This is a genomic window from Isoptericola sp. NPDC055063 (assembly GCF_053608125.1).
In genome coordinates this window covers 61,631-88,353 of the sequence record NZ_JBSGUW010000006.1, presented here as the reverse complement: position 1 = coordinate 88,353, position 26,723 = coordinate 61,631, and the positions used below count along the sequence as shown (strand labels likewise).

Annotated in this window: 25 protein-coding genes and 2 tRNA genes; 10 read left to right on the top strand and 17 right to left on the bottom strand. The window is 73.4% G+C overall.

The genetic code is table 11. From position 1 onward, the window contains the following. Nucleotides 1-87: 87 nt before the first annotated feature. Complete coding sequence (locus tag ACWF41_RS08995) at nt 88-540, top strand: YbaK/EbsC family protein (protein WP_380320206.1); 453 nt, start codon at nt 88-90, stop codon at nt 538-540. Nucleotides 541-562: 22 nt separating this feature from the next. Here ACWF41_RS08995 and ACWF41_RS08990 read toward each other — a convergent pair whose 3' ends face one another. Together ACWF41_RS08990 and ACWF41_RS08985 are read right to left on the bottom strand one after the other, a co-directional pair. Next, on the bottom strand, nt 563-1,468 hold the full coding sequence (locus ACWF41_RS08990; protein WP_380320173.1) for an SGNH/GDSL hydrolase family protein: 906 nt from the start codon (nt 1,466-1,468) through the stop codon (nt 563-565). A gap of 130 nt (nt 1,469-1,598) precedes the next feature. Beyond that, nucleotides 1,599-2,048 carry a TIGR03667 family PPOX class F420-dependent oxidoreductase gene (locus ACWF41_RS08985; RefSeq protein WP_380320170.1) on the bottom strand — a complete coding sequence of 150 codons (450 nt, stop codon included), beginning with the start codon at nt 2,046-2,048 and terminating at the stop codon, nt 1,599-1,601. Nucleotides 2,049-2,131: 83 nt separating this feature from the next. Here ACWF41_RS08985 and ACWF41_RS08980 point away from each other — a divergent pair, with 83 nt between their 5' ends. Beyond that, a complete protein-coding gene (locus tag ACWF41_RS08980) occupies nt 2,132-2,497 on the top strand; it encodes a VOC family protein (protein WP_380320167.1) in 366 nt (121 codons plus the stop codon). Between the two features lie 25 nt (nt 2,498-2,522). Here the strand turns inward: ACWF41_RS08980 and ACWF41_RS08975 are convergent, their stop codons facing one another. The 7 genes from ACWF41_RS08975 to ACWF41_RS08945 all read right to left on the bottom strand — a co-directional run bounded on the left by ACWF41_RS08975 (nt 2,523) and on the right by ACWF41_RS08945 (nt 10,212). After that, nucleotides 2,523-2,912, bottom strand: a complete 390-nt coding sequence (locus ACWF41_RS08975) for a hypothetical protein (protein ID WP_380320164.1) — start codon at nt 2,910-2,912, stop codon at nt 2,523-2,525. Continuing rightward, nucleotides 2,909-3,736, bottom strand: coding sequence for a coenzyme F420-0:L-glutamate ligase (cofE, locus tag ACWF41_RS08970; RefSeq protein WP_380320161.1), 828 nt, complete (start codon nt 3,734-3,736; stop codon nt 2,909-2,911). Before cofE ends, ACWF41_RS08975 begins: the two co-directional genes overlap by 4 nt. Continuing rightward, nucleotides 3,733-4,737 carry a TIGR03557 family F420-dependent LLM class oxidoreductase gene (locus tag ACWF41_RS08965; RefSeq protein WP_380320158.1) on the bottom strand — a complete coding sequence of 335 codons (1,005 nt, stop codon included), beginning with the start codon at nt 4,735-4,737 and terminating at the stop codon, nt 3,733-3,735. The genes cofE and ACWF41_RS08965 overlap by 4 nt, the downstream gene beginning before the upstream one ends. A 59-nt stretch (nt 4,738-4,796) precedes the next feature. Further along, nucleotides 4,797-6,503: a dipeptide ABC transporter ATP-binding protein gene (locus ACWF41_RS08960; protein ID WP_380320155.1), complete on the bottom strand. Its 1,707-nt coding sequence runs from the start codon at nt 6,501-6,503 to the stop codon at nt 4,797-4,799. Then, on the bottom strand, nt 6,500-8,188 hold the full coding sequence (locus ACWF41_RS08955; protein WP_380320152.1) for an ABC transporter substrate-binding protein: 1,689 nt from the start codon (nt 8,186-8,188) through the stop codon (nt 6,500-6,502). Before ACWF41_RS08955 ends, ACWF41_RS08960 begins: the two co-directional genes overlap by 4 nt. An 84-nt stretch (nt 8,189-8,272) precedes the next feature. Further along, on the bottom strand, nt 8,273-9,265 hold the full coding sequence (locus ACWF41_RS08950; RefSeq protein ID WP_380320149.1) for an ABC transporter permease: 993 nt from the start codon (nt 9,263-9,265) through the stop codon (nt 8,273-8,275). Then, nucleotides 9,262-10,212, bottom strand: coding sequence for an ABC transporter permease (locus ACWF41_RS08945; protein ID WP_380320146.1), 951 nt, complete (start codon nt 10,210-10,212; stop codon nt 9,262-9,264). The genes ACWF41_RS08950 and ACWF41_RS08945 overlap by 4 nt, the downstream gene beginning before the upstream one ends. A gap of 270 nt (nt 10,213-10,482) precedes the next feature. Between ACWF41_RS08945 and valS the strand changes: the two genes are divergently transcribed. Beyond that, complete coding sequence (gene valS, locus ACWF41_RS08940; protein ID WP_380320143.1) at nt 10,483-13,269, top strand: valine--tRNA ligase; 2,787 nt, start codon at nt 10,483-10,485, stop codon at nt 13,267-13,269. Between the two features lie 165 nt (nt 13,270-13,434). Here valS and ACWF41_RS08935 read toward each other — a convergent pair whose 3' ends face one another. Both ACWF41_RS08935 and ACWF41_RS08930 read right to left on the bottom strand, forming a co-directional pair. Continuing rightward, the gene (locus ACWF41_RS08935) at nt 13,435-14,682 is read right to left on the bottom strand and encodes a baeRF2 domain-containing protein (RefSeq protein ID WP_380326070.1); all 1,248 of its coding nucleotides are present in this window, start codon (nt 14,680-14,682) and stop codon (nt 13,435-13,437) included. 120 nt (nt 14,683-14,802) lie between these two features. Beyond that, entirely contained in the window at nt 14,803-15,198 is a 396-nt protein-coding gene (locus ACWF41_RS08930; RefSeq protein WP_380326073.1) for a chorismate mutase, read from the bottom strand. 81 nt (nt 15,199-15,279) lie between these two features. On the opposite strand from ACWF41_RS08930, the gene ACWF41_RS08925 reads away from it, so the two are divergent. Continuing rightward, nucleotides 15,280-17,073, top strand: a complete 1,794-nt coding sequence (locus tag ACWF41_RS08925) for an AMP-dependent synthetase/ligase (RefSeq protein WP_380326076.1) — start codon at nt 15,280-15,282, stop codon at nt 17,071-17,073. Between the two features lie 31 nt (nt 17,074-17,104). Here ACWF41_RS08925 and clpX read toward each other — a convergent pair whose 3' ends face one another. From clpX to tig, 4 genes are all read right to left on the bottom strand, one after another. Next, nucleotides 17,105-18,379 (bottom strand): ATP-dependent Clp protease ATP-binding subunit ClpX, encoded by a 1,275-nt coding sequence (gene clpX / locus ACWF41_RS08920; protein WP_380326079.1) that lies wholly within the window; start codon nt 18,377-18,379, stop codon nt 17,105-17,107. 144 nt (nt 18,380-18,523) lie between these two features. Further along, nucleotides 18,524-19,240 carry an ATP-dependent Clp protease proteolytic subunit gene (locus ACWF41_RS08915; protein WP_380326082.1) on the bottom strand — a complete coding sequence of 239 codons (717 nt, stop codon included), beginning with the start codon at nt 19,238-19,240 and terminating at the stop codon, nt 18,524-18,526. 34 nt (nt 19,241-19,274) lie between these two features. Further along, nucleotides 19,275-19,895, bottom strand: a complete 621-nt coding sequence (locus ACWF41_RS08910; RefSeq protein WP_380326085.1) for an ATP-dependent Clp protease proteolytic subunit — start codon at nt 19,893-19,895, stop codon at nt 19,275-19,277. Nucleotides 19,896-20,107: 212 nt separating this feature from the next. Beyond that, complete coding sequence (gene tig / locus ACWF41_RS08905; RefSeq protein ID WP_380347003.1) at nt 20,108-21,493, bottom strand: trigger factor; 1,386 nt, start codon at nt 21,491-21,493, stop codon at nt 20,108-20,110. 205 nt (nt 21,494-21,698) lie between these two features. Here tig and ACWF41_RS08900 point away from each other — a divergent pair, with 205 nt between their 5' ends. Then, nucleotides 21,699-21,869 carry a hypothetical protein gene (locus tag ACWF41_RS08900; protein WP_380322096.1) on the top strand — a complete coding sequence of 57 codons (171 nt, stop codon included), beginning with the start codon at nt 21,699-21,701 and terminating at the stop codon, nt 21,867-21,869. A gap of 31 nt (nt 21,870-21,900) precedes the next feature. Here the strand turns inward: ACWF41_RS08900 and ACWF41_RS08895 are convergent, their stop codons facing one another. Continuing rightward, on the bottom strand, nt 21,901-22,719 hold the full coding sequence (locus tag ACWF41_RS08895; protein ID WP_380322093.1) for an aspartyl protease family protein: 819 nt from the start codon (nt 22,717-22,719) through the stop codon (nt 21,901-21,903). An 81-nt stretch (nt 22,720-22,800) separates the two neighbouring features. Then, nucleotides 22,801-22,874, bottom strand: a tRNA-Pro gene (locus ACWF41_RS08890). A 154-nt stretch (nt 22,875-23,028) separates the two neighbouring features. Between ACWF41_RS08890 and ACWF41_RS08885 the strand changes: the two genes are divergently transcribed. The 5 genes from ACWF41_RS08885 (at nt 23,029) to ACWF41_RS08865 (ending at nt 26,712) form a co-directional block, all read left to right on the top strand. Further along, nucleotides 23,029-23,099, top strand: a tRNA-Gly gene (locus ACWF41_RS08885). A 500-nt stretch (nt 23,100-23,599) separates the two neighbouring features. Continuing rightward, a complete protein-coding gene (cysK, locus tag ACWF41_RS08880; protein ID WP_380322090.1) occupies nt 23,600-24,535 on the top strand; it encodes a cysteine synthase A in 936 nt (311 codons plus the stop codon). A 79-nt stretch (nt 24,536-24,614) separates the two neighbouring features. After that, on the top strand, nt 24,615-25,226 hold the full coding sequence (gene cysE / locus ACWF41_RS08875; protein ID WP_380322102.1) for a serine O-acetyltransferase: 612 nt from the start codon (nt 24,615-24,617) through the stop codon (nt 25,224-25,226). Between the two features lie 122 nt (nt 25,227-25,348). After that, entirely contained in the window at nt 25,349-25,702 is a 354-nt protein-coding gene (locus ACWF41_RS08870) for a GntR family transcriptional regulator (RefSeq protein WP_380322087.1), read from the top strand. Then, a complete protein-coding gene (locus tag ACWF41_RS08865) occupies nt 25,699-26,712 on the top strand; it encodes a DUF1648 domain-containing protein (RefSeq protein WP_380322084.1) in 1,014 nt (337 codons plus the stop codon). The genes ACWF41_RS08870 and ACWF41_RS08865 overlap by 4 nt, the downstream gene beginning before the upstream one ends. Nucleotides 26,713-26,723 lie beyond the last annotated feature (11 nt).

Genomic DNA, 26,723 nt, shown 5'->3' with positions numbered 1-26,723 from the left:
GGCGACCAGGCCCCGACGCCCTCGCACCCCGAACCGTCGCACCCCGAACCGTCGACCCCCGCTCCCTCGCACCCCGCGGTCGACAAGGTGCGCGCCGCGCTCGACGCCGCCGGTGCCGACGGCGAGGTCCGCTGGCTCGACGACCACGCCACCACCGCCGCCCGCGCGGCGGAGGCGCTCGGCGTGCCCGTCGGGGCGATCGCGAACTCCCTGGTCTTCACGCTCGAGGACGAGCCCGTGCTCGTCATGACCAGCGGAGCGCACCGCGTCGACACCGACTTCCTGGGCGCGCGCCTCGGGGGGCGGCTCGCCCGTGCCGACAAGGACACCGTGCGCGGCGCCACCGGCCAGGTGATCGGCGGCGTCGCGCCCGTCGGCCACCCCGCGCCCGTGCGCACGCTGGTCGACGTCGACCTGCGCGACCACGACGTCGTGTGGGCGGCCGCGGGGCACGCCCGCACCGTCTTCCCGACGTCGTTCGACGAGCTGGTGCGGATCACGGGCGGCACACCGACGCCGGTCGTGCCGCCCGCGGAGTGACCGGCCGGGCGCGCCGGGCGGCTCAGTAGCCGAGCACGTCCAGGGCGGCGTCCGCCATCGCGCTCTCCCCGCGCGCGTTGGGGTGCACGGGCACGACGTTGGTGCCGAACAGCAGCGGCTCCACCCAGCGCTCCCCCGCCGGGGCGCACGCGTCGCGACCCTCGCTGCGCTCGGCGAGGTCGACGAACGTCGCGCCCGTCTCGTCGGCGGCGCGCTCGATGACGCGGTTCAGCGTGGCCTGCAGGTCGCGCAGGTAGGGCACGTCCCCGGCGGCGACGGGGAGCTTGGCGAAGCAGCCCTTCTCCGCCGGCACGATCCACGGGTAGCCGAGGATCGCGACGCGCGCGTGCGGGGCGCGGGCCCTGATGTCCTCCAGCGCCTGCCGGACGGCGGGGTAGGTGGACTCCTCGACCTGGCGGGTGAACCGGTCGCCGTAGGTGCGCTCGCAGGGGTTCCCGTGGCCGGCGGTGAGCGAGCCGATCGACCCGCAGGCCAGCAGGGCGCCGATGAACGTGCTGTTGTCGTTGCCGCCGATGGTGAGGGTGACCAGGTCGGTGTCGGCGGTGACGGCGTCGAGCTGCGGCGCCACCCCGGGGTACTGCCGCGACGTGAGGTCGGCGGTCTGCGCTCCCCCGCAGGTCACGTCGACGACGTCGGCGTCGAGCCGGTCGGCCATCAGGTGGGGGTAGTTGAGCGTGCTGCGCAGGCACGCGACCGGGGCGCGCAGGTCGGCGGGCAGGATGCCCGACCCGGCCGAGTACGAGTCGCCGAGAGCGACGTACCGGTCGGGGGCGGGCGCGGCGCCCGCGGGGGCCGCGCCGGCGACCAGCGCGGCCGCCGCGACGGCCGTCGCCGAGAGCGCCGCGAGCGCGGCGCGGGCGGTACGGGTGCTCCGGGTGGTGCCGTGGCTGTGACGTGCGTGCTGCATGAGACCACTCCCTCGTGTGTCCGCAGGCGTTCCTCGTCGAACGCCGAGACCGAGTATCACGAGGTGCGACGCCGTCTACCACGCGGCGCGCCGACGATCCTTGCCCCCGGCATCCGCCGCGTCGGGGCCGCTACCAGCCGCGCAGCCGGTCCGGCACCATGCGCAGCAGCGCCGCGTACTCGGCGCGGAACTCGTCCGGGGTCATGCCGAGCCGGCGGACCGGGCCCGCATACTTCGCGTCGAACACGGCCGCCTGGTCCGCGGTCAGCCCGCCGTCGTCGACGACGGCGTCGCCGACCAGGACGACGACGTCGTCGCCCACCGCGTCCGTCCCGAAGTGCAGGGCGACGCGCGGGGACCGCCGCACGTTGCGCAGCTTCGCCGTCCCCGGCCGGGACAGCAGCAGGATCTCGCCGACGCCGTCGCCGTCGGGGTGCCAGAGGAACCACACCGGCGTGGGCTGCGGCGTCCCCGCGGGGTCCACGGTGGTCAGCCACACGACCTCCTCGGTGCGCAGCCGCTCGGCGGCACGCCGACCGTGCGGCGTGGACAGGTCGACAGTGGCGGGAGTCGTCGTCATGGGCGACAGGCTCGCAGGTGCGGCACGACGTGCCTAGCGTGGAACCGGGCGATCCCGCCCCCCATCCGCGAAGGAGCACGACGATGGCTCACGGCGACATCACGCACATCGACATCCCCGTGACGGACAAGGAACGGGCCAAGGGCTTCTACGGCGGCCTGTTCGGCTGGCAGATCCAGGCGCCGCCCGGGTTCGAGGACTACCCGATGTGGCGCGCCCCCAACCAGATCAGCGGCGGCGGCCTCGCGCCGCGGGACGACGGCTTCGACCAGCCCCGCAGCTACGTGGAGGTGGACTCGATCGACGACACGCTCGCCAAGGTGACCGAGCTGGGCGGCACGGTGCTCATGGCGAAGTCGGAGATCAGCCCCACCAGCTGGTGGGCGGTGCTGCAGGACCCGGACGGCAACCGGATCGGCCTCTACGAGGGCACCACCGACGCCGGCTGACCCTGGCTCCGAGGCCTGCAGGGGGTCAGCCGGCGAAGAAGACGCGGCCGTCGGGGTCGCCGTCCCGCCGCGGCCGTAGCGCGCCCGGAGCCGGCCAGGGCAGCTCGTACCGCGTGACGACGGCGTCGATGGCGCCGAAGTCGTCGGTCTGCACCACCACCCTGCCTGGCGTGACCTCGACGAGCCGCACCCGCAGCGGCTCGTCGTCGTCGCGCTCGAGCATCCAGACGTCGGCCATCCACCGCAGCCCCGTCTCCTCCAGCGCCTCCTCGGCGTCGCTCCAGTCGAGGGGCCCGCTGACGTCGCGCCCGAGCAGCGACACCGCCACCCAGTCGTCGCCGTCGGGACGCAGCCAGCCGACGGCCTCGCGGTCCTCGGGGCGCCGGTGCTCGATCCAGTCGGCGGGGACGCTCATCGAGCCCCCTCCGCCCGGCCGTCGGCGAGGCCGCGCGCGTACGCCTCGGCGCTGCCCTCGCGGAAGAGGTCGTCGGCGCTGGGGCGCACGAGGGTGCGTGCGCCGGGCCCGTCGGCCTCGGCGCCCTCCCCCGCGCGCACGTGACGCGCGAGCCCGCGCACCACGGCCACGGGCCGGCCGTCGGCCTTGCCGCGCACCAGCTCGGAGGCGGCGGCCACCTCGTCGGCCACGGCCGTGACCGTGACCGAGAGCGGGCGCCCGTGCGCGTCGACGCCGCCGCGCAGGTCGTCGACGACGTCCACCCCGGCCGCGCCGATCGCGATGTCCGTGAGCCCGTCCCGCCACGTCCGCCCCGCCGTGTCGGTGACGACGACGCCGAGCCGGTCGATCCCGAACCGGCCGCGCAGGGCGGCCCGCAGCGCGCGGGCGGAGACGTCCGGGTCCTCGGGGAGCAGCAGCACGGTGCCGTCGGGCGTGTTCGACGCGTCGACGCCCGCCGCGGCCATGACCAGGCCCAGCCGGTTCTCGACGATCCGCAGCGGCGGCAGGCCGTCGGGGCGCTCGCGCGTCGCGACCACCCGCACGGTCTCGTCCGTGACCGCCTGCTCGCGGTCGGCGGCGCGCACCACGCGCCCCTCGGCCTTGGAGACGATCTTGGACGTCACGACGACCACGTCGCCCTCGGCGAGCGGGTCGCCCGACGCCGCGCCGTCGGCGGCGAGCGCGTCGCCCACGAGCCCGGCGAGGTCGTCGCCGGGGCGCACCTCGGGCACGCCCGCCGGGGCCCAGACGACGAGCCGCGGCGCTGGACCGGCGGCGGTCACCGGACGAGCTTCGGGAGCACCTCGCGGCCGAAGACCTCGATCCACTCCTTCTGGTTCCGGCCGACGTTGTGCAGGTAGATGCGGTCGAACCCGAGGTCCACGTACTTCTGGATGGCGGCGCGGTGCTCGTCCGGGTCCGAGCTGATGACCATGCGGCCCGCGAAGTCCTCCGGGCGCACCAGCTTGGCCATCTGCGCGAAGTCGTGCGGGGAGCGGATGTCGGCCTTCGGGAACTTCATGCCGCCGTTGGGCCACTCGGTCGTCGCGTTCGCGAGGGCCTCCTCGTCGGTGGCCGCCCACGACATGTGCACCTGCAGCACCTTCGGCATCCCCTGGGGGTCGCGGCCCGACTCGCGCACACCGTCGTCGAACTTGCCGAACAGCATCTCGATCTTCTCGAGCGGCGCCCCGACCGTGATGAGGCCGTCGGCGTGCTTGCCGGCGCGCTTGGCGGTGATCGGGCCGGCGGTGGCCACGAGGATCTCGGGCGGCACCTCGGGCATGGTCCACAGGCGGGTGGACTCCATCTTGTAGTACTGCCCGGAGTGCTTGACGTCCTTGCCGTCGATGCCGGACGCGAAGAGCTTCTTGATGATGTCGATGGCCTCGAACATGCGGTTGATCCGCTCGGGGGCCTCCGGCCAATAGCCGGCGACGACGTGCTCGTTGAGAGCCTCGCCCGAGCCAAGCCCGAGCCAGTGCCGGCCCGGGTACATCGCGGCGAGCGTGGCGGAGGCCTGCGCGACCATCGCGGGGTGCCAGCGGAAGGTCGGGGCGGTGACGCCGGGGCCGAGGTCGCCGCGCGTGCGCTCGCCGAGGGCGGTGAGCACGTTCCACACGAACGCGGCCTCGCCCTGCTGGGGCACCCAGGGCTGGAAGTGGTCGGCGGCCATGACGCCGGAGAAGCCGTGCTCCTCCGCGTACGCGGAGTACTCGACGACGTCGGTCGGGTGGAACTGCTCGAGCATCGCGGCATAGCCGATGGTGAGACCGGAGGGCATGCCTCCGACCCTATCCCCGACCACGGACGAGATACGTGGTACCGGCCGATGCCAGGGGGTCAGGCCCCCGCCCGCTCCCGGCGCCGCCGCGCCTGCAGGTCCGGGTCGGCGACCGGCGCGGCCCCCACGAGCCGCCGGGTGTACTCCTCCTGCGGGTCGCCCAGCACGCGGGCGGTCGGCCCGGTCTCGACGATGCGACCCGCCTGCATGGCGGCGACGCGGTCGCTCACGCGCTCCACGACGGCCAGGTTGTGCGACACGAAGAGGCACGCGAACCCGAGCCGTGCCTGCAGCTCGGCGAACACCTCCAGCACGCGCGCCTGGACCGACACGTCGAGCGCGCTGGTCGGCTCGTCGGCCACGAGCACCGCCGGGTCGAGGGCCACCGCGCGGGCGATCGCGACGCGCTGCCGCTGCCCGCCGGAGAGCTCGTGCGGGTATCGCACGGCGTGCTCGGCGTCCAGCCCCACCATGCCCAGGAGCTCCAGCACCCTGGCCCGGTGCTCCGCGTCGCTGCCGTCGCCGTGCAGCCGCAGCGGCTCGGCGACGCACGCCCCCACCGACCAGCGCGGGTTGAGCGTGGACGCGGGGTCCTGGAAGACGATCCCGGTGCGGCGCCGCACGGCCCGCAGGTCGGCGCGCCGGGCGCCGGCCAGCTCGAGCCCGTCCACCACGACCCGCCCCCGGTCGGGGACGAGCAGCCCGGACACCACCTGGCCGAGCGTGGACTTTCCGGAGCCCGACTCCCCCACCAGGCCGAGCACCTCGCCGGCCGCGATCCGCAGGCCGACCCCGTCGGCGGCCCGCACGGGCGCACGACGACGCCCACCCGGGTACACGACGTCGACGTCCTCGAGCACGACGACGTCGCGGCCGCCCGCGGGCGTCGCCCCGTCGGCCGCGGGCCGGTCCCGGGCGGTCACCGTCGCGTCGGCGTCCTGGCGGGCGAGCTGCTGCCCGAGGTGCGGGACGGCGTCGAGCAGGGTCCGGGTGTACGCCTCGCGGGGCGCGGCGAAGAGCTCGCGCACGGGGGCGTGCTCGACGACGCGCCCGCCGCGCATCACCACGACGTCGTCCGCGAGGTCCGCGACCACGCCCATGTCGTGCGTGATGAGCAGCACCGCCGTGCCGCGGGTGTCTCGGAGCCGGCGCAGCAGGTCGAGGATGTCGGCCTGCACCGTGACGTCGAGGGCGGTGGTCGGCTCGTCGGCGACGATGGCCACCGGGTCCTGGGACAGCGCCATCGCGATGAGCGCGCGCTGCAGCTGCCCGCCGGACAGCTGGTGCGGGTAGGAGCGCGCGATCCGTTCCGGCTCCTGCAGCCCGGCCTCGCGCAGCAGCGCGAGCACCCGCTCGCGTGCCGCGCCGCGCGGCACGCGAGCGTGCGCTCGCACGGCCTCGGCGACCTGGTCCCCGATGGTGAGCACCGGGTTCCAGGCGCTCATCGGCTCCTGCGAGACCAGGGAGAAGACCGCGCCGCGCACGGCCCGGTACTCCTCCGGCCCCGCGCCGACCAGCTCCTGGCCGCCGTACCGGATGCTGCCCGTCACGGTGGCGCTCGGCGGCAGCAGCCCGAGCACCGCCATCGCGGACACCGACTTGCCGGAGCCGGACTCCCCCACCAGCGCGGTCACCCGTCCCGGGCGCAGCGCCCAGGCCGACCCGTCGACGGCGGGCGCGGCCGCGTCCTCGAACACGACGGACAGCCCCTCCACCTGCAGGAGGGGCTGCCCGTTCCCGGGCTGGACACCGGTGTCGATGCTCACTGGGCCAGCGAGACCTTCAGGTAGTTCGGGTAGGCCGGGAAGTCCGGGATCTCGAAGTTCTGCACCTTGGAGCCGTGCAGGAAGGAGTTCTTCGTGTAGATCAGCGGGACCACCGGGGCGTCCTCGAGGATCGCCTTGTCGGCCTGCGCCCAGATGCCGGCGGCCGTGTCGGCGTCGGTCTCCTGCGTCGCCTGCTCGATGAGCGCGTCCACGTCCTTGTTCGAGTACCGCGACAGGTTGTACCCGCCGCCCCCGATCTGGGACGTGGCGAACAGCGGCTGGATGTTGCCGTTCGCGCTCGGGAAGTCCGGCTGCCACGAGGAGAGGGTCAGGTCGTAGTCCGACCCGTCGCCCTGCGTCACGGTCTGCGTCCAGACGTCCGAGGGCTGCGACACGATCTTCACCGTGAGGCCGGCGCGCTTGAGACCCTGCTCGATGGCCTGGGCCTTCGCCAGCGTGGGCGAGTCGTCCGGCACGACGAGCCGCAGCGTGCGGCCGTCCCAGCCGGCCTCCTTCAGGAGCGACTTCGCCTTGTCCGGGTCGCCCGACGCGTCGGCCGGGTACAGGTCGAAGTCCTCGCGACCCGGGATGCCGGGCGTGATGAGCGTGGTGGCGAGCTCGCCGGAGATCTCGCCGCCGGACGCGACGAGGAAGGCCTGCTTGTCGACGGCGTACTCGATCGCCTCGCGCACCTTCGCGTCGTCGAGGCCGTCGGCCTCGGTGTTGATCGCGAGGTAGGCCAGGGCGCCCGGCCCGGAGGTCACGAGGCGCTCCTTGGCGGCCGGGTCGTTCTGCACCTGGGCGAGCTGCGCCGCGGGCACGAACGTCGCGCCGAAGGCGTTCTGGTCGTCGCCCGCGTCCGCGATGAGGCGCTGCGCCACGACCGTCTCGTCCTGTCCGAGCTCGAAGACGATGGAGTCGGGGCCGGCCGTGCGGACCTCGTCCGTCGACGCGTCCCACTTGTCGTTGCGCTCGAGGGTGACCGAGGTCCCCTCCTTCGTCTCGGCGACGGTGTACGGGCCGGTCGCGACCGGCGTCGTCGTGTAGGTCGAGACGTCGTCCTTGTCCTCCGGCACGGCGCCGAACGCCGGCATCGAGACGATCCACGGCCAGTCGCCGTAGGCGCTGTCCAGGTGGAAGACGATGGTCTTCTCGTCGGGGGTCTCGATCGAGTCGAGCTGCTTGCCGTCGTACGGGCCGGCGTAGTCGTCGCCGCCGGTGAGCAGGCTCTTGTGGTAGCTCAGGCCGCCCGAGAGCTCCGGGGCGAAGGAGCGCTCCACCGAGTACTTCACGTCCTCGGAGGTGATCGGGGTGCCGTCCTCGAACGTCACCCCGTCCTTGAGGGTGTAGGTCCAGGTCTTGCCGTCGTCGGACACGCTGCCGGTGTCGGTGGCGAGGTCGGGGACGACCTCGGTGCTGCCGTCCGGGTTGGTCTGCCACGCCGTGAGGCGGCGCTCGACCAGGCCGAGGGTCGTGATGGCGAGGTTCTGGCTCGTCGCCGGGTCCCAGTTGATGGACGGGGCCGAGGTGAGGATGTGCAGCGTGCCGCCCTTCTGGACGGCCGTCGGGCTGCCGGTGGTGCTGTCGTCCTTGTCGTTCGCGCCGCACGCGGTGAGCACCAGCGCGAGCGCGGCGACGGCGGAGACGGCGCCGACGGCGCGTCGGCGGGCGAGGTTGCGGGTCATGGTCTTCTCAGTGCCTCTCGGGAAGTTCGTCAGGGTCGGGGTGTCGCGTCACGCGGGGACATCGCCCGGCGTGCAGGCGGGCGCTCATGCGCGCACCCTCGGGTCCATGACGCCGTAGACGACGTCGACGAGCAGGTTGGCGACCACGATGAGGGCCGCCGAGAAGAAGGTGACGCCCACCAGGAGCGGCACGTCGGTGTTGCCGACGGCGTCGAGCAGCAGCGCGCCGAGCCCCGCCATCGAGAACACCTTCTCGGTGATGACGGTGCCGCCGAGCAGCACGCCCAGGTCGAGGCCGAAGAGCGTGACGACCGGCACCAGGACGTTGCGCAGCGCGTGCCGCGTCACGACGCGCCGCTCGGTGATCCCCTTGGCCCGCGCCGTGCGCACGTACTCCGACCCGAGGGCGTCGAGCATCTGCGCGCGGGTGAGCCGGGCGTAGATGGCCGCGGACAGGAACGCGAGCACGCACCACGGCAGCACCAGGTGCCACGCCCAGTCGACGGGGCTCGTGGTGAAGGGGACGTACCCGTTCACCGGCACCATGTCGAGCGTGAAGCCGAACAGCAGGATGCCGAGCAGCCCCACGAGGTAGCTGGGCGCCGAGACGCCCGTGATCGCCGCGACCATGATGGCGCGGTCCGCGGCCGTGCCGCGGCGCACCGCCGCGACGACGCCCCCGGCCACGCCGGCGAGCAGCCACAGCACGGCGGCGCCGATCGCGATCGAGAACGTCACGGGCAGCCGCCCGACGATGAGGTCGGTGACGGGCTGGCGCAGCACGAAGGAGTAGCCGAGGCACGGCGCCGGGCAGTCGATCTGCGCGCCCGCGGAGCCGAACGTGCGGCCGGTGAAGATCCCCGTGACGAAGTTCCACCACTGCACGACGAAGTTCTGGTCGAGCCCCATGAAGGCCCGCGCGGTCTCGAGGCGCTCGGGGGTGCACGGCCGCCCGCAGGCGAGCTGGGCGGGATCCGCGGGCAGCAGCACGAAGATCGCGTAGGTCAGCAGGGACACCGCGAGCAGCACGAAGACCATGCTCGCGAGGCGTGTGCCGAGGAACCGCAGGGAGCTCACTTGCGGCCTCCGGAGCGCGGGTCGAGGGCGTCGCGCAGGCCGTCGCCGAACGCGTTGAACGCGAGCGTGATGCCGAAGAGGGCGATGCCGGGAAAGACGAGGTACATGGGGTCGGAGCTGAACCAGGTGACGGCGTCACCGATGGAGCGGCCCCACGACGGCGTCGGCGGCGGGACGCCGACGCCCAGGAAGGACAGCGCGGCCTCGGCGCCGATCGCGCCGGGGATGCTAATGGTCGCGAAGACGACGATGGTCGCGGCGAGGTTGGGCAGCACCTGGCGGAACAGGACGTGACCGTGCCCTGCGCCGAGCGCCTGGGAGGCGCGGACGAAGCCGCGCGTGCGCAGCCCGAGGGCCTGGCCCCGCACGACGCGCGCCACCGACGACCAGCTGAAGAACCCGATGACGAGCACCAGCAGCAGGAGCGGCGGGAAGGAGTCCGGCACGACGGCACCGATCGCGATCATGAAGATCAGCGCGGGCAGCCCGAGCATCACGTCGACGCCGCGGCTGACCACCCAGTCGACCCAGCCGCCCAGGTAGCCGGCCAGCAGGCCGAGGACCGTGCCGATGATCATCGAGACCACGGTGGCCCCGATGCCCACCACCAGCGAGGTCCGCGAGCCCGTGAGGACGACGGCGAACAGGTCGCGGCCCGTCAGCGGCTCGACGCCGAACCAGTGCTCGCCGCTGATGCCGCCACCCCAGCCGGCCGGCGCCCCCGTCCCGTCGAGGGCACCCAGGTCGTAGGTGTACGGGTCCACGCCGAGGAGACGGATGATGAGCGGGGCGAGCAGCGCGACCAGCACGTAGAGGGCGATCACGACCGCGCCGGCGACGGCGAACCGGTCCTGGGCGAACCGGCGCCAGAACGTGCGGCGGCCACCGGCGGAGGGCACGGGCTGCCCCTCGGGCACGACCAGCTCGTCGGCGTGGTCGAGCGTCATGGGAGCTCCTCGGGTGTCAGACGGGCAGGGCGAAGCGGCGGTGGCAGCACCGACAACACATCGCCTGCATCTCGTCCTCCCGGGACTTCGTGCGGTCCGGCCGGCGTGGCGGCCGGACGTTTCGAGTGCGGCGCCCGGAGGGGCGCCCGGCGTCACGATACGACTGTTCGCGCCCCGCCCAGGACACCTGTCCACGATGTGGCACGAGCGTCCGACCCGTGAGATTTCGATGCGCGGAGAGCCACCTCGGATCTGGGAGAATGGGCGACCATGAGCGACTTCCCGACCCCCGAGGCGCCGACCGCGCCCGCGCAGACCCCCGCAGCGACCCCGACCGCCGGCAGCTCTGCTGCTCAGGTAGCCGGCGACGTCGTGCGCGCGGTGGTCCGGGAGGTACCGGACAAGGTCAGCCTGGACGGCCTGGAGCAGCGGTTCGACGAGCGCTGGTCGGCCGAGGGCACGTACGCCTTCGACCGCACCGCCACGCGCGAGCAGGTGTACTCGATCGACACCCCGCCCCCCACGGTCTCCGGCTCGCTGCACGTGGGCCACGTGTTCAGCTACACCCACACCGACACGGTCGCCCGTTTCCAGCGCATGCGCGGCAAGAAGGTCTTCTACCCGATGGGGTGGGACGACAACGGCCTGCCCACCGAGCGCCGCGTGCAGAACTACTACGGCGTGCGCTGCGACCCGTCGCTGCCGTACGTCGAGGGCTTCGAGCCGCCGCACCAGGGCACCGACGGCAAGAACGTCAAGCCCGGCGACCAGGTGCCGGTGAGCCGCCGCAACTTCATCGAGCTGTGCGAGCGGCTCACCGCCGACGACGAGCGCCAGTTCGAGGAGCTGTGGCGCCGCCTCGGCCTGTCCGTGGACTGGGCCCAGAACTACCAGACCATCGACGCCACCTCCCGGGCCGCCTCCCAGCGCGCCTTCCTGCGCAACCTCGCGCGCGGCGAGGCGTACCAGGCGGAGGCCCCCGGCCTGTGGGACGTGACGTTCCAGACCGCCGTGGCGCAGGCGGAGCTCGAGGCGCGCGAGTACCCCGGCTTCTACCACCGCGTGGCCTTCCACCGGCCCGACGGCAGCCCGCTGTACATCGAGACCACCCGTCCTGAGCTGATCCCGGCGGTGGTGGCACTCATCGCCCACCCGGACGACGAGCGGTACCAGGGCCTGTTCGGCACCACCGTCACCTCCCCCCTGTTCGGCGTCGAGGTCCCGGTGCTCGCGCACCCGGCCGCCGCCATGGACAAGGGCGCCGGCATCGCCATGTGCTGCACCTTCGGCGACCTCACCGACGTGCAGTGGTGGCGCGAGCTCCAGCTCGCCACCCGCTCGGTCATCCAGCGCGACGGCCGCCTGTCCCGTGAGACGCCGGCCTGGGTCGCGGGCGGACCGGGCGAGGCGCTGTACGCCGAGGAGCTGGCCGGCAAGACCACGTTCAGCGCCCGCAAGGCCGTCGTCGAGGCGCTCGTCGCGTCCGGCGACCTGGACGGCGACCCCACGCCCACCCAGCGCATGACGAACTTCTACGAGAAGGGCGACAAGCCCCTCGAGATCGTCACCTCCCGCCAGTGGTACATCCGCAACGGCGGGCGCGACTGGGCCGAGCGCGACCTCAAGGCCGAGCTGCTCGCGCGCGGCAAGGAGCTCGACTTCCACCCCGACTTCATGCGCGTGCGCTACGAGAACTGGGTGAACGGTCTCAACGGCGACTGGCTCATCTCGCGCCAGCGGTTCTTCGGCGTGGCCGTGCCGCTCTGGTACCCGATCACCGCGGACGGCGAGGTCGACCACGACCACCCGATCGTGCCGACCGAGGCCGAGCTGCCCGTCGACCCGACCTCGCAGGCCCCGGCCGGCTACGACGAGTCGCAGCGCGGTGCGCCCGGCGGCTTCGTCGGCGACGCCGACGTGATGGACACCTGGGCCACGTCGTCCCTGTCGCCGCTCATCGTGTCCGGCTGGGAGCGCGACGCCGACCTGTTCTCCCGCGTCTACCCGATGGACCTGCGCCCGCAGGGCCAGGACATCATCCGCACCTGGCTGTTCTCCTCGGTGGTGCGCTCGCACCTCGAGTGCGGGGTGCTGCCGTGGAAGCACGCGGCGATCAGCGGCTGGATCCTCGACCCGGACCGCAAGAAGATGTCCAAGTCCAAGGGCAACGTCGTCACGCCGATGGCGCTCCTGGAGGAGCACGGCGCGGACGCGGTGCGCTACTGGGCCGCCGCGGCCCGCCTGGGCACGGACGCCGCGTTCGAGGTCGGCCAGATGAAGATCGGGCGCCGGCTCGCGATCAAGGTGCTCAACGCCTCGAAGTTCGCCCTGACCTTCGGCGTCGACGCCGAGACCGGCGCGGGCGAGATCGTCCTCGACCCGGCGCGCGTCACCGTCGCGCTGGACCGCGCGATGCTCGCCGGCCTGGCGGAGGTGGTCGAGCAGGCCACGGCCGCGTTCGAGGCCTACGACCACACCCGCGCGCTCGAGGTCACCGAGACGTTCTTCTGGACCTTCTGCGACGACTACCTCGAGCTGGTCAAGGACCGTGCGTACGGCGCGGGCGCCGCGGCCACGGAGGTGACGGCGGAGACCGAGTCGGCCCGCACGGCGCTCGCCCTCGCGGTCGACACGCTGCTGCGCCTCCTGGCGCCGTTCCTGCCGTTCGCGACCGAGGAGGTCTGGTCGTGGTGGCGCACCGGCTCGGTGCACCACGCCGCCTGGCCCGTCGCGGCCCCGCTGCGCGCGGCTGCCGGCGACGGCGACCCCGTGCAGCTCACGGCCGCCGGTCACGCCCTCGCCGCGCTCCGCAAGATCAAGTCGGAGGCCAAGGTCTCGATGCGCACGCCGATCCTCGCGGCGTCGATGGCCGTCCCGGCCGCGCTGCTCGACGGCGTCCGGTCCGCGCTCGACGACGTCCGCGGCGCCGGCCGCGCCACGGGCACCCTCGACGTCGTCGAGGCGGCCGAGGGCCAGGGCAACCCGGACGTCCAGGGCGGCATCGTCGTCACCGCGTCCGAGCTGGGCGAGCCTCCGGCCCGCAAGCCCCAGGCCTGACCCGCGCGAGGTAGTTCGAAGCCTGCCGAGGTAGTCCTGGATTTGCCGAGGTAGTTCGAAAAATGCCGAGGTAGTTCGTAGACGGCCGCAATTCTGCGGCCCGCACGAACTACCTCGGCATTTTTCGAACTACCTCGGCAAATCTGGGACTACCTCGGCACCGCCCTACCTCGGCGTGGTGAACCGGTCACCGTCGCCGCTCATCGTGGCGGCGACCTCCTTCGGCGTGCCGTCGTCGTGCCACCGCAGCGTCGCGCCGACGCCGTCCATCAGGTCCACGGAGCCCTCGGGCGCGAACGTCAGCGCGGCGTCCTGCGCGATGGCGGCGCGCAGGAGGGCGGACGGCGCGGGCAGCTCTTCGAGCCCGTCGGTGACGCCGAGGTCCTCGAGGTCGCCGCGGGAGGTCGCGACGTGCATCGGGTCCGGCCCGATCCACAGCGTGCGGCCGCCGAGCAACCCGGTGAGGTCCGCTTCCCCGGTGCCGTTGCTCGGCGCGGTGAGCACGGCGGCGGCGTCGAGGGCGAGCTGTTCGGACAGCACCAGCGCCTTCACCTGCCCGCGGGCGAGGACGGCGACCACGTCGTCGACGGACGACACGGCGCCCTCCTCGCGCCCCTGGTCCTGCCGGTACTCGGCGAGCACGACCTCGCGCCGCCGCTCCCGGTAGGAGTCGAGGGCGTCCTCGACGCTCGCCTCGAAGCTGTCCGCCCGGATGCCCGGTCCGCGCCCGCCGCCGGCGACCTCGACGGTCCGCCGCGCGGCGTCCTGGCCGAGCTCGCCGCGCACGAGGTTCACCGCGCGCACATCGCCGGTGAGCAGCACGACCTCCGGGCGCCCCTCGGCCACGCGGCGGTCGATCTCGGCCGCCACGGCGGCGGCGTTGCGCTTCCAGGAGTCCTCGGCGCGCGACTCGATGATGGCGCGCTTCGTGCCGGTGCTGGACGTCTTGCTGACCTCGTCGCTGGGTCCCTCGAACGTCTCGCGGGCGCCGCCGGGCCGTCCCACCGCGTCGCAGGGCCAGAAGTCGGCTCCGCTCCGGTCGACGGCGACGCACAGCGCGTCGACCGTCTCGTCCGCGGCGAGCGCGGCCTGCAGCAGCGCCGGGACGGGCAGCCAGACGCCCGTCGCGACGGCGGGCGGAGTACGGAGCACGCGGTCCACGGCCACGCCGCCGTCCACCGCGATGAGCACCCGGCCGTGCGCACCGGCCACCCGGGTGGGCCGCAGCACCGCGGCCTCGAGCTCGTCGAGCACCGCCGAGGGTGCGGACTGCCGCTCGAGGGAACGTCGCACCGCCCGCCAGCGGTTCGCGACGTCCCTGTCGCCCGCCTCGGCCGAGGGCGTCGCGTCCAGGTAGACGGTCGCGAACGGTCCGGGGCGGCCGACGAGGGGCTTGAGCCAGTCGATCTTCATTCGTGATCCCCCTGAGGTCCGTCGTCGGCTGTGGCCTCCAGCCTGCGACGGAAACGCGGCCGACGCCACCGCGTCGGCCGGAGGGTCACGACCCCGACGCCGGGGTCAGATCTCACCCCTTCAAGCGTAGGTGTCCAGGGCCGGCAGCTCGCCCTTGAGGCGGCCCGCGGCGTGCTCCGCGGCGATGCACTCGTGGTGCCGGATCACCTCGGAGACGATGAAGTTGCGGAACTGCTCGGTGAACTCGGGGTCGAGGCCGGCGCCCGCGGCGAGCCCCTTGAGCCGGTCGACCTGCTGCCGGTCGCGGGACGGGTCGGCCGGCGGGAGCCCACCCACGGCCTTGAGCTCGCCCACGCGCCGGGTCATCTTGAACCGCTCGGCGAGCAGGTGCACCAGCGCGGCGTCGATGTTGTCGATGCTCGCGCGCAGGTCGAGGATCTCCTGCGGCATCCCGTCGTCGGCGGGTCGGCCGGCCGGCGCGGGCACGGGTGTGGTCTCGTCGGGGGTGTCGGGCATGGGTCGATCCTACGAGCCCGCGAGCGTGTAAGGTCCCTCTTCGGCCTGAGACGGCCGACCCGACGCACGGAGAGAGAACAGATGACGGTCGCGACCACGCCGAGCCTCGTGGAGGTGCCCGAGGGCACGAGCATCAGCACCCTCCTGGCGGAGCGGGTGGCCCGGGCCGGCGATCGTCCCCTCATCGAGCGGCGCGCGACGTCGGGCGGCGCCTGGGTGCCGGTGACGGCCGGCGAGTTCCAGGCGGACGTCGTCACGGTGGCGCGCGGGCTCGTCGCCCGCGGGATCCAGGCGGGCGACCGCGTCGCCATCATGTCCCGCACGCGCTACGAGTGGACGCTGCTCGACTTCGCGGCGTGGGCGGTCGGCGCCGTCGTCGTGCCGGTGTACGAGACCTCCTCCCCCGACCAGGTGCGCTGGATCCTCGCGGACTCCGGCGCGCGCCTCGTCGTGGTGGAGACGCCCGCGCACGCCGACGCCGTGCGCCAGGTGGACGCGGAGCTGCCCGACCTCGAGGACGTCCTCGTGATCGCGACGGGGGCCGTCGACGCGCTGCGCGAGGCCGCGGCGTCCGTGCCCGCCGCCGACGTCGTCGCCCGGCGGGACGCGGTGCGCCGCGACGACCTCGCGACCATCGTCTACACCTCGGGCTCGACGGGCCGCCCCAAGGGCGCCGAGCTCACGCACGGCAGCTTCGCGCACCTCGCCATGAACGCCCGCCTCGCGCTCCCCGAGCTGCTGGAGGCGGACGGCGCACGGACGGTGCTGTTCCTGCCGCTCGCGCACGTCTTCGCGCGGCTGATCCAGGTCGCGGTGATCGCCAGCGGCTCGGTGCTCGGCCACCTCCCGGACGTCAAGACCCTCACGGACGACCTGCGGACCTTCCGGCCCACGTTCCTCCTCGCGGTGCCGCGGGTGTTCGAGAAGGTCTACAACTCGGCCGAGCAGCGTGCCGGCTCCCGCGCGCGCCGCCGCGTCTTCAGCTGGGCCGCGCGCGTGTCCGGCGCGTACTCGCGCGCACTCGACGAGGGCACGGTGCCCGTCCCGCTGCGGCTGAAGCACGCCGTCGCGGACCGGCTGGTCCTCGCGAAGCTCCGGGCGGCGATGGGCGGCGCGCTGCGGTACGCGATCTCCGGCGGCGCCCCGCTGGGCGACCGCCTGGGTCACTTCTTCCGGGGGGCGGGGCTCACCGTGCTCGAGGGCTACGGCCTCACCGAGACGACGGCGCCCACCGCGGTCAACCTGCCGTCCGACCTGCGCATCGGGACGGTGGGCCCGCCGTTCCCCGGCACCTCGGTGCGGATCGACGACGACGGCGCGGTCCTCGTCGCGGGCCCGCACCTGTTCCGCGGCTACCGCGGGCGACCCGACCTCACGGCCGAGGCCCTGGTGGACGGCTGGTTCCGCACCGGCGACGTCGGCGCGCTCGACCACGGCCACCTGCGCATCACGGGCCGCACCAAGGAGATCATCGTGACCGCGGGCGGCAAGAACGTCGCCCCGGCCCCGCTGGAGGACCGGGTGCGGGCGCACCCGCTCGTCTCGCAGGTCGTGGTGGTCGGCGACAAGCGCCCGTTCATCGGCGCGCTCGTCACCCTGGACGCGGAGATGCTGCCCGGCTGGCTCGCCACGCAGGGCATCCCGCCGATGTCCGTGGGCGCGGCCCGCACGGACCCGCGCGTGCTCGCGGCGCTCGACGCCGCCGTCGAGGAGGCGAACACCGCGGTCTCCCGCGCGGAGTCGATCCGCAAGTTCCGGGTGCTCGACGGGGACTTCACCGAGGCGAACGAGTACCTCACGCCCTCGCTGAAGGTGAAGCGGGACCTCGTGCTCCGCGACTTCGCGGACGAGGTCGACGCGCTCTACGCGCGCTGAGACGCAGGTCGAGGGCCGGCGTCCGCGAGGCTCAGGCCGACTTCTCCCGCGGGGGGCGACGGCGCACGGGCGACGTGCGCGGCACCAGCGTCGGGTTGACGTTCTCCAGCACGACCTCGCGGGTCACGACGACCCGCTCGACGTCGTCGCGGCTCGGCACGTCGAACATCACCTGCTGGAGGACCTCCTCCATGATGGCCCGCAGGCCGCGCGCCCCGGTGCCCCGCAGCAGTGCCTGCTCGGCGATCGCCTCGATGGCCTCCTGCTCGAACTCGAGCTCGACGCCGTCGATCTCGAACATCCGCTGGAACTGCTTGACGAGCGCGTTGCGCGGCTCGGTGAGGATGCGTACCAGCGCGTCGCGGTCCAGGGGCGAGACGGAGGCGATGACGGGCAGCCGGCCGATGAACTCGGGGATCAGCCCGTACTTCTGGAGGTCCTCGGGCCGCACCTCGGCGAACAGGTCGTCGTCGGCCGCGGTCTCCATGGGGGCGCTGAACCCGATGCCCCGCTTGCGGGCGCGGGAGGCCACGATGTCGTCGAGGCCGGCGAACGCGCCCGCCACGATGAACAGCACGTTGGTGGTGTCGATCTGGATGAACTCCTGGTGCGGGTGCTTGCGCCCGCCCTGCGGGGGCACCGACGCCGTCGTGCCCTCGATGATCTTCAGGAGCGCCTGCTGCACGCCCTCGCCGGAGACGTCGCGCGTGATCGACGGGTTCTCGGCCTTGCGGGCCACCTTGTCGACCTCGTCGATGTAGATGATCCCGGTCTCGGCCTTCTTCACGTCGTAGTCGGCGGCCTGGATCAGCTTGAGGAGGATGTTCTCGACGTCCTCGCCCACGTAGCCGGCCTCGGTGAGGGCCGTGGCGTCGGCGATGGCGAACGGCACGTTGAGCATCTTCGCGAGCGTCTGCGCGAGGTAGGTCTTGCCGGTACCGGTGGGGCCGATGAGCAGGATGTTGGACTTCGCGATCTCGACGGCGTCGTCGCCGTCCCGCGCGGCCTCGCCCGCCTGGACGCGCTTGTAGTGGTTGTAGACGGCCACCGCGAGGGCCCGCTTGGCCGGCTCCTGCCCGATGACGTACTGCTCGAGGAAGTCGAAGATCTCGCGCGGCTTCGGCAGCTCGGTGAGCCCCAGCTCCGCCGCCTCGCCGAGCTCCTCCTCGATGATCTCGTTGCACAGGTCGATGCACTCGTCGCAGATGTACACGCCGGGGCCGGCGATCAGCTTCTTGACCTGCTTCTGCGACTTTCCGCAGAACGAGCACTTGAGCAGGTCTGCGCCGTCACCGATCCGAGCCACCGGGAGCCTCCATGTCCTGAGTGCTGGGTCCTGCATCCATTCCACACCACGGGGGCGTCGTTGTCAGCCGAGTACCCCGGTGCGTCGTGACACGAGGTCCGCGTCCCCCTGTCGAGGAGGTCGCGGACCTCGTGACGTCGCAGGTCAGCGCGCCGCGAGGGCGGCCGGCTTGCGGCTCTCGAGCACCTGGTCGACCAGGCCGTAGTCCTTCGCCTGCGCGGCGGTGAGGATCTTGTCGCGCTCGATGTCCTCGCGCACCTGCTCCTCGGACTTGCCCGTGTGCGCCGCCAGCGTCGACTCCAGCCACTCGCGCATGCGGATGAGCTCGTTGGCGTGGATCTCGATGTCGGACGCCTGGGCGTAGCCGCCGCCCTCCATCGCGGGCTGGTGGATCAGCACGCGCGCGTTGGGCAGCGCCAGCCGCTTGCCCGGCTGGCCGGCGGCGAGCAGCACGGCCGCGGCGGACGCCGCCTGGCCGAGGCACACCGTCTGGATCTGCGGCTTGATGAACTGCATCGTGTCGTACAGCGCCGTCATGGCGGTGAACGAGCCCCCCGGGGAGTTGATGTAGATCATGATGTCGCGGTCGGGGTCCTGGCTCTCCAGGACAAGCAGCTGCGCCATGATGTCGTCGGCCGACGCGTCGTCGACCTGGACGCCCATGAAGATGATGCGGTCCTCGAACAGCTTGGTGTACGGGTCCTGACGCTTGAACCCGTAGGCCGTGCGCTCCTCGAACTGCGGCAGCACGTACCGCGACGACGGGGCGCCGTGCGGCAGCGCGACGCCGCCGGGGCGGCCCGCGGCGCCGGCCAGGTTCTGCGCCCGGAGGGCGAACTGGTACTCCTCGGAGTAGCTCACTGTGGTCTCCTCAGGTGGATGTCGGTGGGGATCGTCAGGACGCCGCGGTGCCGCCGCCGCCCGAGACCGAGGACGCGTTGGTGACCACGTGGTCGACGAACCCGTACTCGAGCGCCTCTTCCGCGGTGAACCAGTTGTCCCGGTCGTTGTCCTTGAGGATCCGCTCGAGCGGCTGGCCGGTCTGCTCGGCCGTGAGCTCCGCGAGCACCTTCTTCATGTGCATGATCAGCTGCGCGCCGATCCGCACGTCGGTCGCGGTCCCGCCGACGCCGCCGGACGGCTGGTGCATCAGCACCCGCGCGTGCGGCGTGATGTAGCGCTTGCCCTTGGCGCCCGAGGAGAGCAGGAACTGCCCCATCGACGCCGCCATGCCCATCGCGATGGTCGCGACGTCGGGCTGGATGTACTGCATCGTGTCGTAGATCGCCATGCCGGCGGTGATCGAGCCGCCGGGGCTGTTGATGTACAGCCAGATGTCCTTGTCCGGGTCCTCCGCGGCCAGCAGCATCATCTGGGCGCAGATGGCGTTCGCGTTCTCGTCGCGCACCTCCGAGCCGAGCCAGATGATGCGCTCCTTGAGGAGCCGGTTGTAGATGGAGTCGTTGAGGCCGAGGCCCGGGCCATCGGCGCGCGCCACCGGCGTCGCACCGTCCATCCGCAGCAAGTCGTTCACGTCCGTCTCCTTCGTCATCGCCGTCGATCGACCCTAACGTGCGCCGGTGCGGCGAAACGTCCCGCACCGGGCCGTTTTCGCTGCAGGCGCACACGCGGGGCCCGGCGCCGGGTCCCCGCGTACGACGACGGCCCGCACCGTCCGTGAGGACGATGCGGGCCGTCGGGGTACGTCTGGTCCGGCGGTGCCGGGGATCAGGCCTTGGCCGTCTCCTCCGGGGTCTCCTCGACCGCGTCGTCCGACGCCTCGGCCGGGGCGGCCTCCGTGTCGGTGGCGCCCTCGACCTCGGCGGCCGCGGCGTCCTCCTCCTCGGTGCCGATGAACTCGGTCAGGTCGACGACGTTGCCGTCGGAGTCCTTGACCTCGATCTCGCGCAGCGCGACCGCGAGGGCCTTCGAGCGCGCGACCTCACCGACCATGGCGGGGATCTGGCCGCCCTGGTCCAGGCTGGAGATGAACTGGTTCGGGTCCATGCCGTACTGCTGCGACGCCTGCACCAGGTACTCGACGAGCTCGCCCTGGCCGACCTGCACCTCGAGCTGCTCGGCGAGCGTGTCCAGCAGGATCTGGTTCGTGAGCGCCTTGGTGGCGTCCTCGGTGACCTCGGCGCGGTGCTCGTCGTCCTCGAGGCGGTTCTCCGACTCCAGGTGGCGGTGCACCTCGGCCTCGACGGCGCCCGACGGCACCGGGACCTCGACGGCCTCGAGCAGCTTCTCGAGCAGCAGGTCGCGCGCGGCGACGGCCTGGTTCGACGTCTTGATCGACGCGACCTGCTCGCGCAGGTCCGCCGTCAGCTCCTCGAGGGTGTCGAACTCGGAGGCGAGCTGGGCGAAGTCGTCGTCCGGCGTCGGCAGGTCGCGCTCCTTGACGGCGGTGGCCGTGACGGTGACCTGCGCCTCCTCGCCCTCGTGCTCGCCGCCGGCGAGCTTCGTGGCGAAGGTCGTGGTCTCGTCCGTCGACAGGCCGGTGAGCGCCTCGTCGAGGCCCTCCAGCATGTTGCCGGCGCCGATCTGGTAGGAGACGCCGGAGACCGAGTCGATCTCCTCGTCGCCGATGACGGCCTTGAGGTCGATGACGACGTAGTCGCCCTCGGCGGCCGGGCGGTCGACGCCCACCAGGGTGCCGAAGCGCTCGCGCAGCGCGTCGAGGCGCTCCGTGACGTCCTCGTCGGTGACCTCGGTCGAGTCGACCGTGATCTCGATGCCCGACAGCTCGGGGAGGGTGATCTCCGGGCGGACCTCGACCTCGGCCGTGAACGCGAGCTGGCCCTCGCCGGCGGCGGCGGGGATCTCGGTGACCTCGACCTCGGGCTGGCCCAGCGGGCGCAGCGACTCCGACGTCACAGCGTCGCGGTAGAAGCCCGACAGCGCGTCGTTCACCGCGTGCTCGACGACCGCACCCCAGCCGACGCGCTGGTCGATGATGCGCGGGGGAACCTTGCCCTTGCGGAACCCGGGGATGTTCACCTGCTCGGCGATGTGCTTGTACGCGTGGTCGATGCTCGGCTTGAGCTCGTCGTACTCCACCTCGACGGTCAGCTTGACCTTGGTGGGCTCCAGGGTCTCGACGGCGCTCTTCACTTCGATGGTCTCCAACGGTTCGGGTGCGTGCGCGCGCGTCTCACCGGCGCGAGCCGGCCTGGTTGCTGCGGCGCGGGGTGCGGGGACCGTACGACGGGCGTACGGGCAACCCGTCCATGCTACGGCACGCGGCCCTCGCGGAGATACCGTCGTGAGCGATCCCACCCGGCATCCCGCCCGGCCCCGCTCGTGGCACCCTGGGCCGATGTCGACGAAGCCGAGGCGCGGCGCGCAGGGCACCGGGACGGTCACCGTCCGCTACACGCGGCCCGAGCTGGACTTCTTCGGCCAGCCCACGGGCGACGTCGGCGCCGAGGTCTGCTACCTGTTCCCGCTCGACGAGCCCGACGGCTTCCACCGCGTCGGCTGCCCCTGAACGCCGCCGCCTCCCCGGCCCCGGGGAGGTCTCATGCGTCGCGACCCTCCCGGGGGACGACCGCGGCCCGCCCGCGGGGATGGTCGACCACCCAGTCCACCTGGCTGAGGAGCGGCCATCCCAGGATGGCGTCCATCGGTCGCGGCAGCGTGGCGTTCGCCCCGGACAGGTCGACGACGACGGCCGGCGAGGCCGCGAACTCGTGGCCGAGGATCGCGGGCCCGGCCAGCTCGACCAGGGCCGCCTCGCGGGTCTCCCCGGTGGTGTCCGTGCCCGCCTCCGTCCCGCGCGCCTCGACGAGCTCCGGGTGGCGCGCCGCGAACCCGGCGTCGAGGACCGTCAGCGACGCGCCGGTGTCGAGCACGACGTCGGCGGTCGCGCCGGACGGCCAGCGCGCGGCGAGGTACACGTGCCGGCCGGGGTCCAGGTAGACCGGCTCGGCGTGGATCGGACCGGCATGGTCCGGCTCCGGCCCGTCGAGGACGAGCTCGCCGTCGGCGAGGCGGTAGTGACAGCGGAACCTCGAGAGCACGTCCTGGCCGAGGAGGAACCCGTCGGGGTCGCGCTGGTCGGCGACCTCGAACGAACCCAGGCTCGTCCCGCCGAGCGCGATCGTCGCGTGCCACCGCCGCCGCTCGGAGGACGCGCCGAAGACGCCCCGGCCGGCGCCCGCCGCGGGGCGGGTGACCGTGCCGGGCGGCGCGGCGAACGCCGTCCTCGCGGCGCCCGAGTCGAGGAGCGCCCGGTGCGGCCGGCCGTCGACGGACACCGTGAGGTACGGCAGCGCCTGCCGCGGGTCCTCGGGGTCGCGGTCGACCTCCAGGGGTATCGACACCGTGGTCCGCTCCATGGTCCGCACGGTAGCGGCGCCGGCTGTCCGGACACAGGGACGCCCACCTGCGCCGGACAGGTCCGCACAGATGGGCGACGGTCGGGGTGACTGGATTCGAACCAGCGACCCTCTGCTCCCAAAGCAGATGCGCTACCAAGCTGCGCCACACCCCGTGGCCCGCCCGCCGGGCGGGGCCTCGGTCAGTGTAGTGCGACGGCACCGCCGGAACGGCACGACGTGCGCGAACGGAGGTCCGACGCACCGGCTCCCTTTTGCTAGGGTGAGCCCCGCGTTCAACCCCGGCGGCACCTGCCCCGGGACGGCCGTGCGGGCGTAGCTCAATGGTAGAGCCCCAGTCTTCCAAACTGGCTACGCGGGTTCGATTCCCGTCGCCCGCTCCCCTCCTCTTCTTCCTTCTTCCTCCCCCTCGCCCCCGAGGCGCCTTCGGCGCGCGCTCGCGCCCCCTCGTCCCCCATCGTCCGCGGCACACGCGTGCCCCTCGACCGATCGACGGCGCCGATGGATGAGATGCGCCTTGTCGATCGGTCGGCGCCTGGCTAGGCTCGGCGCCGCAAGCCGCGACAGACCGAACGCACCACGAGGAGGGCCGGGCATGACGATCGTCGTCCCCCGCGTCGCCGCCTCGTCCGCACGCAGGACGGGGCCGGCGTCGACGCTCCGCATCCCCGGGTGCGCCGCGGCGACGACGCCGCGATGCTGTCGATAGAGCGTCCACGCCACGCCCGGCCCGCCTGACGGCGGGTCCCCGGCGATCGTGCGGCGCTCGCACCGACCCCGCCGAGACGCCTGCGCTCCCCCGGCCCCCGAGGGCCCGACGGTCGCAGGCCGCGGCACACCCGCACCCCTCGCCCGCACGCTCTCATCGAGAAGGATCACCATGGCACGCATCTACGACGACGCGACGAAGCTCATCGGCCGCACCCCGCTCGTCCGGCTGGGCCGTCTCGCCGCCGGCCTCGACGCGACGGTCGTCGCGAAGCTCGAGTTCTACAACCCCGCCAACTCCGTCAAGGACCGCATCGGCGTCTCGATCATCGACGCCGCCGAGGCCTCCGGTGAGCTGCAGCCCGGCGGCACGATCGTCGAGGGCACGTCGGGCAACACCGGCATCGCCCTCGCCTGGGTCGGCGCCGCGCGCGGCTACAAGGTCGTCCTGGCGATGCCGGAGACGATGTCGAAGGAGCGCCGCGCCCTGCTGCGCGCGTACGGCGCCGAGCTGATCCTCACCCCCGGCGCGGAGGGCATGAAGGGTGCCGTCGCCGCGGCGGAGAAGATCGCCTCCGAGCGGCCCGGCGCGATCCTCGCCCGGCAGTTCGCCAACGAGGCCAACCCGAAGATCCACCGCGAGACGACGGCCGAGGAGATCTGGGCCGACACGGACGGCGAGGTCGACGTCGTCGTGGCCGGCATCGGCACCGGCGGCACCATCACGGGCGTCGGCCAGGTGCTCAAGGAGCGCAAGCCCGAGGTCCGGATCGTCGCCGTCGAGCCGGCCGAGTCGCCCATCCTCACCGGCGGCAACCCCGGGCCGCACAAGATCCAGGGCCTGGGCGCCAACTTCGTGCCCGAGATCCTCGACACCTCCGTCTACGACGAGGTGATCGACATCGACGCAGAGACCTCGGTCGAGCTCGCGCGCCGGGCCGCGAAGGAGGAGGGCCTGCTGGTCGGCATCTCCTCGGGCGCCGCGATCGCCGGGGCGCTCGAGATCGCCAAGCGGCCGGAGAACGCCGGAAAGCTGATCGTCGTCGTCATCCCCGACTTCGGCGAGCGCTACCTGTCCACGATCCTCTACTCGGACCTGCTGGACTGACGTGACGAGCCACCGCCCCGCTCCCCTCCCCGACCCGTCCGCGGGCGTGCACGACGCCGACGGCGAGGTCGACCACCCGATGCCTGACGGGCACCGCCCGGGCCTGCGCCACCTGCTCGAGATCCTCGCGGAGGACCTTGAGGCGGCGCACGCCCACGACCCGGCGGCCCGCTCGCGCTTCGAGGTGGCCCTCGGGTACCCCGGCGTGCACGCCGTCTGGGCGCACCGGGTGAGCCACCGCATGTGGCACCGGCCGGGGCTGCGCCTGCCGGCGCGCCTCCTGTCGCAGGCCGCGCGGTGGATCACGGGGATCGAGATCCACCCCGGGGCGCGGATCGGGCGGCGGCTCTTCATCGACCACGGCATGGGCGTGGTCATCGGCCAGACGGCGGTGGTCGGCAACGACTGCGTGCTGTTCCACGGCTCCACGCTGGGCGGCCGGTCGATGACACGCGGCAAGCGGCACCCCACCCTGGGCGACCGGGTGATGGTGGGCGCCGGCGCCAAGATCCTCGGGCCGCTGTGGATCGGCGACGACGCGCAGATCGGCGCGAACGCCGTCGTCACCCGCGACGTGCCCACGGGGATGGTGGCAGTGGGCGTGCCCGCCCACGCGCGCACCCCCGGTCACCGGCCGGACCACGGCCAGCACGTCGAGGATGCCTCCGAGCTCCTCGAGTACGTCATCTGACGGTGTCGATCTAGGCGCGCCCCGCCCGACGGCCCGCGTCCCCCGCCCGGCGGGCGGGCGCGGGCCGTCGTCGCACCCCGGACGGATTGTTCTAGTTGCCTTAGAACAACTAGCATGGGCACGTGCTCTGGAGGATCGACCCCGCGGCCGACGAGCCGCTCTACGCGCAGCTCGTCGCCCAGGTGCGCCTCGCCGTCGCCCGCGGCGAGCTGCCCGCGGGCGAGCGGCTGCCCGCGGCCCGCGAGCTCGCGGCGTCCCTCGACGTCAACGTGCACACCGTCCTCAAGGCCTACCAGGCCCTGCGCGACGACGGCCTGATCGAGCTGCGGCGCGGCCGCGGCGCCGTCACGACGGGGGCCGGCCCGGACCTGAGCCTCGTCGAGCAGGCCCTGTCCGACCTGGTCGCCGCCGCCCGGCGCGCGGGCCTCTCCGCGGAGACCACCACCACCCTCGTCAAGGAGGCGATGCACCGATGACAGCGATGCACGGAGCGAGCACCGACACCGCGCCGGAGGCCTGGCGCGCCCGCGCCCGGCGCACGATGGCCTGGGCCACCGCCGCCGGGGGCGCTCTGGTCCTCGCGGCCGGGATCGTGGCCCTCGCGTGGCTCGACGAGCTGCCCGACGAGATCGCCTCCCACTGGAGCGGCGGCGGGGCGCCCGACGGCTTCTCGGGCCCCGTGGTGTTCACGCTGCTGCTCGTCGGGGTCGCGGCGGGCCTGCTGGTCCTCTTCTGGTTCATCGGCACCGCCGCCGGCAGCGCGGCGTCGACACGGCGGATCGCCGCGGCCGGCAGCGTCTGGTCCGGCGGCTTCGTCGGCGGCACCCTCCTGACCACGCTCGCCCCGCAGCGGGGCCTCGCCGACGTGTCGCAGGTGACCGTCGACGGCGGGGCGACCGCGCTCGCGCTGCTGCTCCCCCTCGTACCGGCCGTCCTGGCCGCGGTCCTCGCCCCCGGAGACCCAGCCCTCCCCGCCGACGAGCCGGTCGCCGACGACGCGCCGCGCGCCCCGCTGCGCGACGGTGAGCGTGCGGTCTGGCTCCGGCGCGCGACCGGCGGCCCGGGACTCGCCGTCGGCATGGTCGCGATCCTCGTGACGGCGGCGCTCGCCGTCGTGCTCGAGACCTGGGCGATGCTCGCGGTCCCGGTCGTGCTGGCCGCCCTGTTCGCCGCCATGTTCGCCTTCACCGTCCGCGTCGACGCCACCGGGCTGACGGTCCGCTCGGTGCTGGGCTGGCCCGGCACCCACGTGCCCGCCGACGAGGTGCTCGCCGCGTCCGTGACCGAGGTCCGGCCGTTCGGCGAGTTCGGCGGCTGGGGGTGGCGCGTCGGTCGCGGCGGCCGGACCGGGGTGGTGCTGCGCGCCGGCGAGGCGCTGCTCGTCGAGCGCACCGGCGGGCGGTCGATCGTCGTCACGGTCGACGACGCGGCCACCGGCGCGGCCCTGCTCAACACCGTGGCCGACCGCTCGCGCGCCGCGCGCTGACCGGCGCGTCC

What these genes read in the sequence shown, in the direction of transcription:
- ACWF41_RS08925 (WP_380326076.1), top strand. Translation starts at nt 15,280, where the DNA reads ATGACGGTCGCGACCACGCCGAGCCTCGTGGAGGTGCCCGAGGGCACG.
- ACWF41_RS08910 (WP_380326085.1), bottom strand. Translation starts at nt 19,895, where the DNA reads ATGGACGGTGCGACGCCGGTGGCGCGCGCCGATGGCCCGGGCCTCGGC.
- ACWF41_RS08965 (WP_380320158.1), bottom strand. Translation starts at nt 4,737, where the DNA reads ATGCCCTCCGGTCTCACCATCGGCTATGCCGCGATGCTCGAGCAGTTC.
- ACWF41_RS08955 (WP_380320152.1), bottom strand. Translation starts at nt 8,188, where the DNA reads ATGACCCGCAACCTCGCCCGCCGACGCGCCGTCGGCGCCGTCTCCGCC.
- ACWF41_RS08980 (WP_380320167.1), top strand. Translation starts at nt 2,132, where the DNA reads ATGGCTCACGGCGACATCACGCACATCGACATCCCCGTGACGGACAAG.
- ACWF41_RS08945 (WP_380320146.1), bottom strand. Translation starts at nt 10,212, where the DNA reads ATGACGCTCGACCACGCCGACGAGCTGGTCGTGCCCGAGGGGCAGCCC.
- ACWF41_RS08900 (WP_380322096.1), top strand. Translation starts at nt 21,699, where the DNA reads ATGTCGACGAAGCCGAGGCGCGGCGCGCAGGGCACCGGGACGGTCACC.
- cysE (WP_380322102.1), top strand. Translation starts at nt 24,615, where the DNA reads ATGCCTGACGGGCACCGCCCGGGCCTGCGCCACCTGCTCGAGATCCTC.
- ACWF41_RS08985 (WP_380320170.1), bottom strand. Translation starts at nt 2,048, where the DNA reads ATGACGACGACTCCCGCCACTGTCGACCTGTCCACGCCGCACGGTCGG.
- cysK (WP_380322090.1), top strand. Translation starts at nt 23,600, where the DNA reads ATGGCACGCATCTACGACGACGCGACGAAGCTCATCGGCCGCACCCCG.
- ACWF41_RS08895 (WP_380322093.1), bottom strand. Translation starts at nt 22,719, where the DNA reads ATGGAGCGGACCACGGTGTCGATACCCCTGGAGGTCGACCGCGACCCC.
- ACWF41_RS08930 (WP_380326073.1), bottom strand. Translation starts at nt 15,198, where the DNA reads ATGCCCGACACCCCCGACGAGACCACACCCGTGCCCGCGCCGGCCGGC.
- valS (WP_380320143.1), top strand. Translation starts at nt 10,483, where the DNA reads ATGAGCGACTTCCCGACCCCCGAGGCGCCGACCGCGCCCGCGCAGACC.
- ACWF41_RS08935 (WP_380326070.1), bottom strand. Translation starts at nt 14,682, where the DNA reads ATGAAGATCGACTGGCTCAAGCCCCTCGTCGGCCGCCCCGGACCGTTC.
- ACWF41_RS08975 (WP_380320164.1), bottom strand. Translation starts at nt 2,912, where the DNA reads ATGAGCGTCCCCGCCGACTGGATCGAGCACCGGCGCCCCGAGGACCGC.
- ACWF41_RS08865 (WP_380322084.1), top strand. Translation starts at nt 25,699, where the DNA reads ATGACAGCGATGCACGGAGCGAGCACCGACACCGCGCCGGAGGCCTGG.
- ACWF41_RS08990 (WP_380320173.1), bottom strand. Translation starts at nt 1,468, where the DNA reads ATGCAGCACGCACGTCACAGCCACGGCACCACCCGGAGCACCCGTACC.